We start from the raw sequence: 15,787 nt of genomic DNA, 5'->3' as shown, positions 1-15,787 counted from the left end.
TATAGAACTGTTGTATCTTTACTATAGTATTCTTCAAATGTGTCACTGAAGATTTAATCTGACTTGGTAAAAATTAATTTTTTTATCAGAATTTAGATTCCTCATTGGTAAACGGATTATGTACAACCTATACAATGAGTATTGTAATATATTCTAAAATAAAGAAAAATATCATGGATCACAAGAAACTTCAGCTTACTAAGAATGGACCTTTTTTTTCTCTACTAACGATTGCGCTTCTGTTTAAGTCAAAAACTGAGTTAGCCCTCATCTTTAACTAACTTAGGCTTCTGGGATAATTTAATAGTCCTTATAAGCTTATTGTGGTCAACCAACACTTGTACAAATCTATTGTCTTTTTTGATAAGTACGGGTTATGATAGTCTATAAATGCTAAGCTATATTTTTTAGCAATGCTGAACTCGTGCGATATTACATAATGATATAGGCCACTTGGGTAGATTTGCTTGCAAAATTCAGGAGTGATTTAAGGCTTAAGTTTGTTATCGCTGAAACAATTTTCAGTATGAATGGGGGATATTGTATTGATATAGGAAATTTTAAATCTTAGTGAAGATCATGAAGCTTTTCTACTGACGTTAACCTTCTGAGAAAATTCTACGTCAATTTCAGGCATTGTTAGTAAAGCCTTAAGATAACTTTAGTACATATAATATTTGTTTTAGTATTATGATAAAAATTGCCTTGTTAATAAATATTCAGGACTTATTTATTCAACCTCTCTTTTATCAATTTTCTAGAATTTGACTTGTGATTATGCAAAAAACACAAGTTAAAGTTAAAAGCGATAACGCAGAGCTTTCAAATAAGGTACGATAGATGGCATAATATCATTTCATAAGAACCATGATATTATAACTTAGTGAGTTGTAGCCTTTTTATCATTTAAATAAAGCAAAATTAATACAGAATTTAGAATTATTAACTAACTATAATATAGTGCAGAGGTTATCATAATCTAAGTTTATATTAGCATTATTTTTGTGTATGAGCAAAATTATAGATTTTCTTGTCTTAATATGGTTACAAAAAGAGTATATATAGAGCAATTTTAGTAGAGCAAGCTTATCTTGTGCATATAGCTTTTGTTCAAAAAGGATGTGCTACAAAACTAGTTGATTTATTAAAAATTTATTTTCCTAGATTTTATTCATGGTATATTTTAGACCTGGGAGCGAGTATAGGATATATTACAGAAAAGTTTAATTTATCTAAGGTAAAATGGAATATACTAGACTTAGTTTTCATTGGTTTTGTTATTTCAAATTTAATATTTCAGTGAATAAGAAATTTAAAAATGATAAAGAAATTATATAGTGATATAAATATCTTCATTTTATACATTTACTTGATGGTTCATTTAATGAATGTACTTGGATTTTTATGAAATCCTAATTTTGCCTGTACTAACTTGTCGGTATCCATCTAAACAAGAGTTGGAAAGATGTTTGTGTCACCTAAACTGAAAGGGTATTTTTTTCAATTTATAAGAATTTACATTGTGTTTTTCAAGCGCAAGTATATTTATGTCAGGTATCTTAGAAATTTTTGACAAGTTTAGTAATTAAGCAGTTAGCTTTGCTTGTACACTTGGTATTTACATGTTTTGAACTCATCTAAACTAGAGCTAGTTTAAGCACAAGTAGTTATTAAGTAAACAGCTTGATTAACACAAATGTTAGCAAAAAAAAAGTGTTTCGTTTATAAGAAATATCTATTTTCTTACTTAGCGCAGCATTGTTGAGGATAATATCATCGATATTAATGAGATCAATTTGCTTTAAGATACCTTTTTCTGGACCTGAGATGGAGATGAAGGAATAGAAAGTGAAGGATATTCCCTTGAAATGCTAGGGAGTTACTTACATACCGGTCTAGTGTGGTTGTCGATTAGCCTTTAATACATGAGCAAATGATATGAAGATATGCTGTCTATAGTTTGTTAAGAAGTTATCAAATTAGTAAATCTACATAGAATTTAACAGTCTATAGCAAAGTTATAACTGGCCTTTGATTTTAAGTGAAGTGAGGTGGTGTGATAGAGATATGTTAAAATAGAAAACTAACTTAGTTAAAATTAAAGATAGATAAGAAGTCTTTTGTTGACTCAATTTTGCTCTACAAGTTTTTTTTGTAAGTTCTCAACTAAGTGAGTTGTAAACAAGGGGGTACGAAATGCATCCTATATAACTAGTTCTATTGAGTTGATAAGCAGGTATAAAAGAGTTCGTTTTTGTGGTATTGCTACACTCAAGCTAGATACACTAGCAAAAAGCATTTGAAGAGGACGAGTCATAGAGCTGTAAATGTATTCCATTTTTATAGTACTGTATAATAATACAGTATTCCGTATGTTTAATTTATTGCTAGTAGCCTCAAGACAGCTATTAAGTATAGATTTTAGAAATTTTTGTTAGTGTTAATTGCAATTTATTCTAAAATTAGAATAAATAGACAACCTTATTATATAAGTTTGGAATTATGCTTTATTTCCATATCTATATCTTGGTCAAGTGCAATCAATAAGTTGAGCAAGTACTCTAGGGAGAAGCCTTCAATTTTTGATTTATTAATTTGAGATACTTTAGGTTGATCAATCCTTAGAGCGATTGCCGCTTTTTTTTGTGTTCTATATTTCTTACTTATTAACTGTGCGATAACCTTTATCAATTTCAGTTTTGTATCTTTTATGTCACCCAATTCTATCACTATTGGATAACTTAATTGTGAATTTTGCATGGCAAAAAACTTCCTTATAGAAAACTACTTTAATTTTTCTTCTTTAAATAATACATGTTTTCTGGCTACCGGATCATATTTTCTCAGCTCTAGTTTTCTAGTAAGCTTTTTTGGATTACGCTTTTTAATATAGAAGTAGCCTGTCGGTTTTTCTTCACCAGTACTTGTTTTCTTGGTTGCACTGCTAACTAGCTTAACAAGCAAAGAAGCGCTCTTTTTTGCCATATTTAGTATAACAATATAAGTTCTTTATGAGTTTATTATATAAAGTACTAAAAGTCAACTATTTTGTATCATTTTGAATGATGTAGATCGTAAAATTCTTGACAATCTGCAGCGTATTGATAATATGAAGTTAAATTCAGAATGAAACGCAAGTGGCGAATAGTAGTAAAAGGTTACTATTAATAGAAAATTCTATCTGCTCTGATGAGGTGAGGATTGCTTTGTTAGTCAATAATAAGGTTGTAGAATTTGAGCAAGAATTCAAGGAAAAAAGGCAATTAAGAGGTAATATATACGTTGCTCATGTAAAGCGTATAAAGCCTTCTTTGCAAGCTGTATTTATTGAGTATGGGAAAAATAAGCAAGGTTTTTTATCTTTTTCTGAAATATCTCCGGATTATTTTAATATTTCAGAAAAGGAGAAGGAAGCTTTTTTTGGAAATTGTTCAAATGGTGGTTATACAGAGGAAGATAGTAGTACATCAACGAATGTTTCTTCAGATTACGCAGTTAATAGAAATGTTAATGAGTCTAATAATGGATTTGTAAGGGAAGTATCTTTATATAATTTATATAAGAGGTATAAGTTACAGGATGTTATTGCGGTTAATCAAAAAATGTTAGTTCAACTGACTAAAGAGGAACGTGGTAACAAGGGGGCTTCATTTACAACTTATATAACTTTAGTAGGTAGGTACTGTGTTTTCATGCCAAATTCTATGAGTAGAGGTGGAGTATCTCGCAAAATTGAGGACACTAGTATCAGAAAGCAATTAAAAGATGTACTTGATTCAATGGACTTGCCAAAAAGGTCAGGTTTAATAATTAGGACTGTTGGCTCAGGAAAGAGCAAGAAAGAAATTGAACAGGATTATAATTATTTATTTTCATTGTGGCAGAGCATCCAGAAAAATGCTTCCTCTGCAAATGTTCCATCGTTAATTTATAACGAAGCAGATTTAATTATGAGATCTATTCGTGATTTTTGTAGTAATGATGTAGAAGTTATAGTGTCTGGGAAGGAAGCTTTTGAAGTAGTGAGACAATATGCTGAGAATGCGTTAAAGGGTAGTAAGTTGCGTTATAGGTTGTATAGAGGTTTTATTCCGATATTTACTTACTATGGAATTGAGGATCAAGTTTCTGAGTTATATAGCAATAGAGTAAAATTGCCATCTGGTGGTTCTTTAATAATAACTTTAACTGAAGCATTTGTTTCAATAGATGTAAACTCGGGAAAAATGATGGGGGAGGATAGTATAGAAGAAACAGCTTATAGGACCAATATGGAAGCAGTACCTGAAATATCAAGGCAAGTGAATTTAAGAGGCTTATCAGGGTTAATAGTAGTAGATTTTATTGGTATGTTGAAATATCAGTATTGTAGAGCTGTTGAATTTGCTGTTAGACAGGCGTTTAAAGATGATAAAGCAAGGGTCCAGTTTAGCTATATAAATGACTTTGGTTTAATGGTGTTTTCAAGGCAAAGGATTAAACCGAGCATACAGGAAATCAATACTACAGAATGTTTACACTGTAAGGGAGTTGGTAAGGTAAAGTCAAATGAAGTAATTGTTGCGTCAATATTAAGAGAATTACAGTATGTTGCTAGTAGAAATCGAAATGGGTCGTTTGATTTATCAGCGCATGGTTCAATTATTGCACATATTTTTAGTAATAAGCGCGATACCGTTTCTACGATCGAAAGAGAGTTTAATATTAAATTGAACGTTAGTGTTGATAATAATTTAAACGTAGATGTGTTTATTTTAAAACGAGGAGATGAAGTTAGTTTAAGTGATTGTAAGCCACTGCAAAACTCTGGTTACAAAGTTGAGGGCAGAGACAATGAGAAGATTGATTACTCAGGTGGGTTACAAAATAACTTTTGGTTGACTAGATGGCTTTCGCGTCTTTGTAAGCTCTAATAGCTAATTAGAAATCCCAAATGGGACTTGTAATTAGTAAGTTTCATACTTATATATCCTTATGTTAGATAATATTTACAAGGGAGTATTCATTATGGGGAGAGCAATAGGTATAGATCTTGGGACAACAAATTCTTGTGTTGCGATAATGCAAGGTAAGGACACAAAGGTAATAGAAAATAAAGAAGGAGCAAGAACTACTCCATCTATAGTTGCATTTACTTCATCGGGCGAAAGATTGATTGGTGCTCCTGCAAAAAGACAAGCAACTACAAATGCAAGCAATACCTTTTTTGCTACTAAGAGATTGATAGGTCGTCAACATAGTGATCCTGAGATAAAAAGTCTAAATGTTCCGTATAAAGTGTTTGCGGCAAAAAATGGCGATGCATGGGTTAAAACAGCTGGTAATAGAGAATACTCCCCTAGTCAAATTGGTGCATTTATACTGCAAAACATGAAAGAAGCAGCAGAAGCTTATCTTGGAGAAGAGGTAAAGGATGCTGTGATAACAGTGCCAGCTTATTTTAATGACTCTCAACGCCAAGCAACAAAGGATGCAGGGAAAATTGCTGGGTTAAATGTACTAAGGATAGTTAATGAGCCTACTGCTGCAGCGCTTGCTTATGGTCTTGATAAGAAGCATGGACACACGATAGTAGTATATGACCTTGGTGGTGGTACATTTGATGTTTCAGTACTTGAAATAGGTGATGGAGTTTTTGAGGTTAAAGCAACGAATGGTGATACTCATCTTGGTGGTGAAGACTTTGATGATGCAGTAGTAAGTTACTTATTAGATGAGTTTAAAAAAAATAGTAGTGTAAGCTTGAGAAATGATCCAATGGCTATGCAGAGGATCAAAGAGGCTGCGGAAAAAGCAAAAATTGAATTATCAAGTGCGATGGAAACGGAGATAAATCTACCGTTCATTACAGCTGATGCAAGTGGCCCAAAACACTTAAATATGAAGTTAACAAGGGCTAAACTTGAAAGTTTAGTGAATGATTTAATTAAAAGGACTATGGTTCCTTGTAAAAAGGCTCTTGAAGATGCTGGTATGTCTGCTAGTCAAATTGGTGAAGTGGTACTTGTTGGTGGAATGACCCGCATGCCAAAAGTAATCGAGAAGGTTAAAGAGTTCTTTGGTAAAGATCCGCATAGAGGGGTAAATCCTGATGAAGTTGTGGCGATTGGAGCTGCAATACAAGCAGGAATTGTTCAAGGTGATGTAAGGGATGTATTATTACTTGATGTAACACCACTTTCTCTTGGTATTGAAACTTTAGGGGGAGTATTCACTCCGCTTATTGAGCGTAATACTACAATTCCTACTAAAAAATCTCAGGTATTTTCAACTGCAGAGGATAATCAAGCTGCTGTTACTATTAAGGTATATCAAGGTGAGAGGAAATTGGCGGTTGATAATAAATTGCTCGGCCAATTTAGTTTAGAAGGAATACCACCTGCTCCTCGTGGAATTCCTCAGATTGAAGTGACATTTGATATAGATGCGAATGGAATAGTTCATGTTTCTGCAAAAGATAAAGCTACTAAGAAAGAGCAAAAAATACGTATTCAGTCTTCAGGTGGTTTATCTGATGATGAAATAAGTCGCATGGTGAGAGAAGCTGAGGAAAAGGCACAAGAGGATGAGGAACGTAAGAAATTCATTGAAGTAAAGAATCAGGCAGATAGTTTAGTTCATTATACAGAGAGGTCTCTGAAAGAGTATGGTAATAAAGTTTTACCAGAGGATAAGTCTGCTATTGAAAATGCAGTCAATGAGTTAAAGGAAGTCATCAAGTCTAATAGTGTTAATGATGTTGATTTAATACAGCAGAAGATTACTAATCTTTCTCAGTTATCTATGAAGCTTGGAGAAGTTGTATATAAAGAATCTCAACAGCAGGGTGGAAAAGACTCTGCCGGTTCGTCTATGTCAAATAGTGAGGAAGGAAAGGTGGTGGATTCTGATTATCAGGATATAGATAACAAAGAAGAAAATAAATAGGGGGAGGTGTATTTGATTTTTTTCGTTCAGTGTCAGCTTTTTATAGTATATTTTTTAAATTTATTTAGGTGAGGCTTTCTTACCTAGTTATAAGATGCTTTAGTATTTAAAAGGCTTATTGAGTAAAGGAAAGGTGCCAAGTACTTAGCCCTTTTTTTGGTTTAATCTTTGTATAGATCTGAAGGTGACTGAATATCTTTAATCTTACAATAGATTGAGTTAATGGAGGGTTATCAAATGGTTTTTTATACTTTTATCTAAAACTGCAATATTTGTTTTAATATAATGATTTAAAATCATTATATTAAAAAATTAAGATGGAAATATAAAAACATGAGTTTTATTTTTGACTTTTTGTGCTAATTTTGCAGAATATTCAAATTACTATTTAAGTTAAGTGCATGTCAAAAGAGGATTGGGAAGCAGTAATTGGGCTTGAGGTGCATGCTCAAATTTCTTCTAAGGCAAAGCTATTTTCTAATTCATCAACTAAGTTTGGTGCTGAGCATAATACTCAGGTTTCTCTGTTTGATGCAGCAATGCCAGGTACATTACCGATACTAAATTATTACTCTATAGAACAGGTAATACGCACTGGTCTTGCACTTTCTGCAGAGATTAATAAGTATTCCTATTTTGATCGGAAAAATTATTTTTACCCTGATTTACCGCAAGGTTATCAGATAACTCAGTTTTTTGAGCCGATAGTTAAGAACGGCAAAATTTTTATCGAAAATAATGAAAAAGAAATAGGAGTTGCAAGGATTCATTTAGAACAAGATGCAGGAAGGAGCATTCATGGAAAAAGTAAGACTTACGTAGATCTAAATCGTGCAGGGGTTGCTTTAATGGAAATCGTTTCAGAGCCAGATCTTAGGTCATCTGCAGAAGCTGCAGAATTTATGAAAAAGTTAAGGCAGATTTTGCGTTACATTGGTTCATGTGATGGTGACATGGAAAGTGGGTCACTTCGTTGTGATGCAAATGTTTCTGTACGTCCAAGAGGCAGTGATGCATTTGGCACTCGTTGTGAAATAAAAAACCTGAATTCAATACGTTGTATTATTCAAGCTATAGACTATGAAATACAAAGACAAATTGAGATTTTAGAGAGTGGAGGAAGGGTAAATCAAGATACCTTGTTATTTGATGTTGCTTTAAGAGAAACAAAGGTAATGCGGAACAAAGAGGATGCAAGTGACTATAGATATTTTCCTGAGCCTGATTTATTGCCTGTTGAGATAAGCCAGGACAGAATTGATTCTATTAAGTTATCTTTACCTGAATTGCCAGATCAAAAAAAACTGCGATATATTAGGGAATTAGGTATCAATGAATATGACGCGGACGTTATTATTTCTGACAAAGCAATTGCTGACTACTTTGAAGAATTGATAAAAAAACACGATTTAAAGCTTGCAATTACTTGGTTAACCGTAGAACTTTTTGGTCGTTTGAATAAAGCGAGCATTGATATCACAAACTCTCCAATTAAAGCAAATGCCTTATCGAAGCTTTTAGATTTTATTGTTAATGGAACAATATCTGCTAAACTTGGTAAGCGGGTTTTTGATATTATGTTTGAAACTGGTAAGTCTGCTTCTCTTATTATAGAAGAATATGATTTAAGGCAAGTAGTTGATAAAAGGCAAATATCAGAGATTGTCAGCAGGATTATTGATGATAACCAAGATAAGGTTCAAGAATATAAAAGTGGTAAGATAAAATTATACGGATTTTTCGTTGGTGAAGTTATGAAATTTACTAAAGGAAAAGCTAACCCTGATGTTGTGAATTTGATTTTGAGTGAAAGATTAAATGACTAATCTTTTATGTTAACAACACACCTTATAATGTTTCAGGTCTATGTTCTTATATCTATGTGTTGGAATGTGTGAGTTTATTAATATAATTCATAAGATTATGTAAGATTGAAGGCATCTGAGAGTTACTCTACCTGTAGGTAAAATGTCTTTGGTATCATCTATCAAGATGATGCAGCTAGTTCTATTTCTCCATGTGCTATGGGTAAAGATATACTTTTTTAGTTGCAGAATTTGAGCTGGTTTCAGATTTTGATTATGTTATTTTATATTATAAAAGAAGTGAGTCAAACAGAGTAGATAAAGAAACGGTATGAAGCTTTACATAAAGCAAGAACATACAAAACAAGAATATAGAATCCATATAGATAGCTTATTAATAAAAAGTGGTAAGTTTACTTAGTGAAATATTTTATCGCTTATTTAAAGAGCAATGGTAGTGAAAAGTTCAAGAGTGGAACAAAGTATTTTTGTTATTGCTACAAGCATTGATTTTTGATCTAGTAGATTTAATGTAATACAAAGTGAGAAGCTGAGAGTGGTGCGAAGTGAAGAAGGGAATTAAAGAGAGGAAATTTTGTTTGTGAGAATAGATATAAAAGGTAAATTTTTGGGTGTAGACAAGGTAGAAGATATAGAATAGTAATTAAGAGGGTAATGCTGCTTTACTCTAAGTAAAGCACAGATTTTACAAGATGTAAAAAGGCGGGAAAATTAGCGGTAAAGGGATCAAGGATTTTAGTGAGAGATAATTTTGGGAAAGGTGAAATGGAATAGTAAGTTGATCAAGAAGTTCAATTATTTCAATGATCCTTTGAAGGAAGTGTTAGGCTGAGTTAAAGATATAAAAGGAGTTTCAAAAAAAGTGGACATGTTATATTGTGCTGTTAAATATAATCATCAAAGCTTTTGGGGGTAATTGCTTTACTCGTAGCACGTTCCCTGTTGTGTCTACTGGAGGTGTTTGATGTGACTTCAGGTGGGTTATTTGTCTTGACAATATATATGGCACCTTTTATTATTAAAATTAGTAGTGAGAGTGTGTATTTGATATGTTTGCGGTAATCGAGACAGGTGGAAAGCAGTACTTAGTGAAAAGGGGTAGCGTGATAAAAATAGAAAAATTGAAGGCTGAGGAAGGAAAGGAGGTAGAAATCAATAGAGTAATTTGTTTTTCGGATAGTGGTTTGTCTTATTCACCGAATGTTACTGTTAAAGCTAAAGTGCTTGAGCAACGTAAAGGGGAAAAAATTATAGTCTTCAAAAAAAAGAGAAGAAAAAATTATCGTAGAAAAATTGGCCATAGACAGTATATAACTGTTCTTCGTATCAGTGAAATTAATCTTCAAAGGTAAGAGGTAAAATATGGCTACTAAAAAATCAAGTGGTAGTTCCTGTAATGGTAGAAATTCTGCAGGCCGTAGGTTAGGAATAAAAAAAAACGGGAAAGTCTTTCCTGGTAATGTAATTGTCCGTCAAAGGGGAACAAAATTTCACCCCGGAAAAAATGTTGGTATGGGTAAAGATCATACGATTTTTGCTAAAGTGGAAGGCTGGGTCAAGTTTAGAAGATCAGTAAGTGGAAAGACTTTTATTGATATTTTGTCTATGAGCAATATACAAGTTTCAACTTAGATAAATCAGGGGTCTGTAGCTCAGCTGGTCAGAGCACACGTCTGATAAGCGTGAGGTCGGAAGTTCAACTCTTCCCAGGCCCACCAACTTTTTTGTTTGGATTTTTCCCTATAAATAATTTGGTGTAGTGCGAAACCTCTTCAATAACAATTTTTGCTCCTCAAGGTATTTGTCTTTTTTCTTTTCTGCTGCTACTCATTATACAATAAAGCTGGCGACTGATATATCACATATAAAACTGGGTTTGTCCTATTTTCCTGTTTTTTATTCTTTTTTTTAGATCTAGAAATTATAAGTTAGCATAAACTTTGCAGATTTGAAGTGATACGTTATAATATTTCAGTAACAAGTATTAAGTGAAATAGTATGACAAAAAATACTAGTGATCTAGCTATCTGCTGTTAGGTTATTTAGATGGGTTCGAATTTATTGTCTGCTTTTTCGAATAACTGACTTCTTAGTTGAATTTATTAATAAGAAATTAGTAATGAACTTGCTGACTATAAAATTAGTTATTTCTTTAAAGTTGATTTTACTAATAAAAATTTCTTTGGTGTGTATATCTGCATTGCAAGAGATGATCTTAGAGTTTTTTTGTTACTAAAATGTATATTGGTGTTGATAAGTAAAGGTATATTATCACCTTTTACATTAATTTTAGTGCTAATTTTGCTCCTTTTTTCTATAACTTTATAAGTTAACCAGTATTGTTAGATTTGGAGATGGATACTGAAATTGCTGCCAAAAAGTGTAGTTATTGTGATATATTCTATAAATAGGAGCAAAGTGATTACTTATTACTAAGTGAATAGTAAAATTGCTTTTGGTTTCAAGCTGTACAACTTGATAGTTCATTGAGCATCTTATGGCTTAAGTAAAGTTAGAGACCTACTTTATATCTGCGTTAAAATGCTACGCAAAAACCTTTCTTATTACTTTTTTAGGGCGTATTGATAGTATGGACACAGCTCTTATGAGAAAAAAAAGTAATGCTACAACATTTGAATGACTCTTCCTGACAGTGTCAATTGACCTTTCACTACATTTACTTCTATAGCAGCAAAATGTAATAATATAAAATTTACTATTTCTAATAGAGTTAATGTTTTTCTTTTCTGATAAAAAGTTTTACAACCTTAAACATTGCCATTGAGCAATATAATATAAAGGTATCTAGACTATCTTTGTCAGTGTTATTATATATACTTAGTTCTTGGTTGAGGAGATGCTCTGTGTATGAAGCCTTAGGTTCATCAATGGCTGACATCACTCAGTATAGGCGGCATTTATTTTTTTCTCTTGTAGAAATCTATGAACCTTTAACTCATCATAACAGCACACAGTATTAGGTGTGTAACAACTTTTAGCATTATTAACTTACTTTCTTGACGTATACAAAAGACTTAGAAAAATTAAAACACTTATGCATATGCGCACAATACTTTTCGTCTGGAAGAAAATTCTGTAGTATCTTTATAAGGTGTTACTTACAAGTTATCGAAGATCACCTGAGTTTTACCTGCTTGTAGTGGAGTTTAATTAAAGTTAGTAACAACAAAAAATCTTTTGTTGACTTAGTTAAACTTTATTCTGTAAATTTAGTTTAGTTTTTCTGTTAGTTCTCAACATGGTAGAGGCCTTTAAGTATATAAGAGATAGTAAATGTAACCTGTATAGCTAATTTATCAAATTAGCAAGAAGCGTAAGGAGGTTTTTTATATTATAAGTTATAAGGTCTGTCATTTAGTGATTACTAACTATGTTATTCTATGATAATTTTTGTTGTACAAGTGAAAATCTAAGGCGTGAGTTTACATAAAAAATTTGTAACTAGTGAATCAGTTGCGGCTGGTCACCCAGATAAAGTTGCAGATCAAATTTCAGATGCAATACTTGATGAATACCTTTTTGCTGACTCTTCTTCGCGAACTGCAATAGAAACTTTAGTTACTAGAGACAATGTTATTATAGCAGGGGAAGTGTTTGGACCTAGTATTGAAAATTACAGGATTGAAAATATTGCAAGGAGTATAATAAGGAGTGTTGGTTATAAGCATGATGGCTTTCACTGGAGAAAGGTGAAGGTGAATATATTATTGCATGAACAATCAAATGACATTGCAATAGGGGTGAATCAAGGTGCTGGGGATCAGGGGGTAATGTATGGTTATGCAACAACAGAGACAGAAAGCCTCATGCCAGCACCGATTTTTTATGCGCATTCGATTATGAAAAATATTATGAATGCAGCTAGGAAAGTGAAGCTTGGGCCAGATGCAAAATCGCAGATCACTTTGGTGTATGAGAATAATCTTCCAGTGCGTGCTGAGAGTATTGTTGTTTCAATACAACATCCAGAAAACCTAGATCAGCTAAAAGTAAGAGAAATAATTTACCCTTATATAGTTTCGTCTTTACCAAAAGGATGGATGTGTCCTGAGGAGAACCTCCTAGTTAATCCGACTGGTAGGTTTGTTATTGGTGGACCAGCTGGCGATTGTGGGTTAACTGGACGAAAAATTATGGTTGATACTTATGGAGGATATATTCCACACGGTGGGGGAGCGTTTTCTGGAAAAGATGCAACAAAAGTTGATAGATCTGCAGCCTATATGGCAAGATATCTTGCTAAAAATATTGTCTTTGCGGGCTTAGCTGAGCGTTGTCTTGTTCAGCTTTCTTATGCAATTGGTATATCAAAACCTACTTCATTCTATATTGATACATTTGGTACAAATACGGTAGATGAAAAAAGGGTTAAAGAATTTATTGAAAATAATATAGATTTATCAACCAAAGGTATCATTAAACATTTATCGCTTAACCGTCCTATATATAAATATACGGCCTATTATGGACACTTCGGTAAAAAATCAGGAGAAGATGGTAAATTTTCTTGGGAAGACACAAGTTTGTCTAGCACTCTTCGTAAAGAATTCAATATAGAGAACAGCAAAGATATTTTTTTAGATTGCCAGAATTTTTAATTTGACTTAATGCTAATATGCTAGCTTGGTATTAAAGTATAACTAACATTTTATAATAGTAGCACTATATTAACAGCAATTTTTATTTATAGGGTAAAGTGTGTAACAGAATGAAGGAAGGATTCTATAACGAACTATAAGAGAATCATCAAATCTTGTCTGATAAAATAAAAGAATACCCTTTCAATATTAAATGAGCAAACAAATTATAAAAAATTCAAATTCTACTACCAGCATGCTAGCAGGATTTTTTATATAATCATATAATAGGTACTGTGCACTCATGCTTTATTGGTTATTACATATCGTAATTCTGTTGCTTGAAGATTAAGCAGCATTTTATCAATGTTTCATATGCTATGAATAGTTATTTGTAGTATTGTGAAAGAAACACTGTTGTTAATAATAAACATTAGAAACAGATAGACCTTTTTTTAGTACAATGTAGCAAATACCATATTGATTATGTGACTAGAATCATGAACAGTCTATATAAAAAATATAATAATAGTGAAAAAAAGAACATGTCAGAATTCTTTTACAGTAGGACTGCAGAGCTAAATGGAGTTTTGAAATATGTTATAATGCAGCTCACAGATTGTAATTTACATAGAGTTATTCATATTAACCACCCCCCCCTGTTTTTTAGTATTTTTATATGTTTAATAATATAACTAAGAGTTGCTATGGATTAAACTTTTAAAGAGTGTAATTAGCTATATATAGAAAATTCAAAGTTATATTGTTAAAGTGATACAAAGGTTAGTAGCTGCTAATAGATTTTTCTATGATTGCTACTTTACTGTATGTGATCTGGGATGTCGAAGAAGTCTCTCATTATCTATTTTAACCTTGCTAATTTTTTATTTACTTTATATATGGAGTATTATGAGTATTATAATAGTTTTGTGGTTTTGCATATTAATGTGTAGGACTGTTATTAATAATGTGGAAAGTAGATTTTAAAAAACAATAGATATAATGATGTATCATTTTAAGAAATACTATTGATGAATGTTGTAAAAAACTAAGTAGAAATGAGAGAAGTAAAAATGCTTGAGTTATTTAGAATAGCGTATGTAATTTCTTAAAATTTGATCACTTATTCCCTAGTAGCATTGACAATTTAAAGCTAATTTATATGCTTGGTATTTATTTTTGAAAGTAGTATGGGAAGTAAAGAGCATAATTTTCATTTAGTGGATCCAAGTCCTTGGCCAATTATTATATCAGCGGCAATTCTTGTTTTTGTACTCGGGTTGGTTGGCACGTTCCGTAAACAAGTTTCTGGAGTATTTAGTTTAGTTTTAGGAATCTCTGCAATATCAGGAGTGTTGTTTTGTTGGTGGAAAGATGTAATAAAAGAAGCCATTTACGATAAATGTCATACTGCAATTGTAAAGCATGGACTCAAGGTTGCAATGTATTTATTTATCCTTTCAGAAATTATGTTTTTTGCAGTGTTCTTTTGTTCATTCTTTAAAGCTTGGCTCGACCCAGTTTTTTTGTTTGAGGCATTTTCCCCTACAGATAGAGTTAAATGGCCTCCTAAGGGGATTTTACCGCTTAATCCGTGGTCATTGCCATTTATGAATACATTAGTGTTATTACTTTCTAGTACAACAATTACCTCTGCGCACCACTTTTTACTTAAGGATGATAAAGAGAGCACGGTTAAAATGTTGTCCATAACTATACTGCTTGGGGTATTTTTTACAATAGTGCAAGCAATAGAGTATCATGAGGCATGTTTTTCTCTACAAGAGACAGGAGAAAAGTTAATTTATGCATCCAATTTTTATTTAATTACTGGGTTTCACTGCATGCATGTTGTAATAGGAATAATATTCTTGTTAGTGTGTTTGTTTAGAGCGCAGAGGGATCAATTTACATCTCGAGATCATTTGTGCTTTGAGTTTGCCTCTTGGTATTGGCACTTTATAGATATAATCTGGATATTTGTATTTGTGTTTGTGTATTGGTTAAGTGTTTGTTAAATGGTTAAAATAATAGGTCTAATTCGGGAATAAATAAGACTGGTAGGTTAGTGTCAATTTAAATGAAGGAAGTAGTATCAAATTTTTGGGTAGTGACACTATGTTGACCGGCAGTAAACTGTATATTTTCCAAGCTAAGCTGAGGTGTAGAAGTTTTTTCGTCAGTAAAAATCCAAAATCTTCACTGGCTTTAAGATATCTAGAAGTGATCATAATTTTAGTGTTAGAAGTGGTGGAGCTAACTGTAAATGACCGTGCTAATAAAGATTAAGTTATGTTTATGGTGAGTCAGGTGGTTGACAACTTAAATATAAAATGTCACCATGCTGCTGATGCACTTGCTATAGCAGTTTGTCATGCTATACGAAGTTCTGATTTTATTGAATAGCTTTTGTATGAGGTTCAGCACTCTGATAGT

General features: G+C 32.3%; 9 protein-coding genes, 1 tRNA gene and 1 pseudogene. 9 read left to right on the top strand and 2 right to left on the bottom strand.

Annotation, left to right across the window (positions count from 1 at the left end; genetic code table 11):
- Positions 1-2,484: 2,484 nt before the first annotated feature.
- Together GOY12_RS01990 and rpmG are read right to left on the bottom strand one after the other, a co-directional pair.
- Positions 2,485-2,760, bottom strand: a complete 276-nt coding sequence (locus GOY12_RS01990; RefSeq protein ID WP_175818401.1) for an XRE family transcriptional regulator — start codon at positions 2,758-2,760, stop codon at positions 2,485-2,487.
- Positions 2,761-2,784: 24 nt separating this feature from the next.
- Positions 2,785-2,985: a 50S ribosomal protein L33 gene (gene rpmG, locus GOY12_RS01985; protein ID WP_175818400.1), complete on the bottom strand. Its 201-nt coding sequence runs from the start codon at positions 2,983-2,985 to the stop codon at positions 2,785-2,787.
- A gap of 152 nt (positions 2,986-3,137) precedes the next feature.
- Here rpmG and GOY12_RS01980 point away from each other — a divergent pair, with 152 nt between their 5' ends.
- From GOY12_RS01980 to GOY12_RS03775, 9 genes and pseudogenes are all read left to right on the top strand, one after another.
- Entirely contained in the window at positions 3,138-4,913 is a 1,776-nt protein-coding gene (locus tag GOY12_RS01980) for an Rne/Rng family ribonuclease (protein ID WP_175818399.1), read from the top strand.
- Between the two features lie 94 nt (positions 4,914-5,007).
- On the top strand, positions 5,008-6,927 hold the full coding sequence (gene dnaK / locus GOY12_RS01975) for a molecular chaperone DnaK (RefSeq protein ID WP_410543530.1): 1,920 nt from the start codon (positions 5,008-5,010) through the stop codon (positions 6,925-6,927).
- A gap of 401 nt (positions 6,928-7,328) precedes the next feature.
- A complete protein-coding gene (gatB, locus tag GOY12_RS01970) occupies positions 7,329-8,753 on the top strand; it encodes an Asp-tRNA(Asn)/Glu-tRNA(Gln) amidotransferase subunit GatB (RefSeq protein ID WP_175818397.1) in 1,425 nt (474 codons plus the stop codon).
- Positions 8,754-9,802: 1,049 nt separating this feature from the next.
- Complete coding sequence (gene rplU, locus GOY12_RS01965) at positions 9,803-10,105, top strand: 50S ribosomal protein L21 (protein ID WP_175818396.1); 303 nt, start codon at positions 9,803-9,805, stop codon at positions 10,103-10,105.
- Positions 10,106-10,115: 10 nt separating this feature from the next.
- Positions 10,116-10,385 carry a 50S ribosomal protein L27 gene (rpmA, locus tag GOY12_RS01960; protein WP_175818395.1) on the top strand — a complete coding sequence of 90 codons (270 nt, stop codon included), beginning with the start codon at positions 10,116-10,118 and terminating at the stop codon, positions 10,383-10,385.
- Between the two features lie 9 nt (positions 10,386-10,394).
- Positions 10,395-10,471 (top strand) — tRNA-Ile (locus GOY12_RS01955).
- Positions 10,472-12,190: 1,719 nt separating this feature from the next.
- Positions 12,191-13,372, top strand: coding sequence for a methionine adenosyltransferase (metK, locus tag GOY12_RS01950; protein WP_175818394.1), 1,182 nt, complete (start codon positions 12,191-12,193; stop codon positions 13,370-13,372).
- 1,169 nt (positions 13,373-14,541) lie between these two features.
- On the top strand, positions 14,542-15,369 hold the full coding sequence (locus GOY12_RS01945; protein ID WP_175818393.1) for a cytochrome c oxidase subunit 3: 828 nt from the start codon (positions 14,542-14,544) through the stop codon (positions 15,367-15,369).
- Positions 15,370-15,757 (top strand): annotated as a pseudogene (locus GOY12_RS03775) (crossover junction endodeoxyribonuclease RuvC).
- The last annotated feature ends 30 nt before the right edge of the window (positions 15,758-15,787 follow it).

The sequence above is a fragment of the Wolbachia endosymbiont of Dirofilaria (Dirofilaria) immitis genome (assembly GCF_013365455.1).
Taxonomy (GTDB): domain Bacteria; phylum Pseudomonadota; class Alphaproteobacteria; order Rickettsiales; family Anaplasmataceae; genus Wolbachia.
The sequence above is the reverse complement of the archived record's forward strand: the minus strand, read 5'-3'. Positions and strand labels throughout refer to the sequence as shown.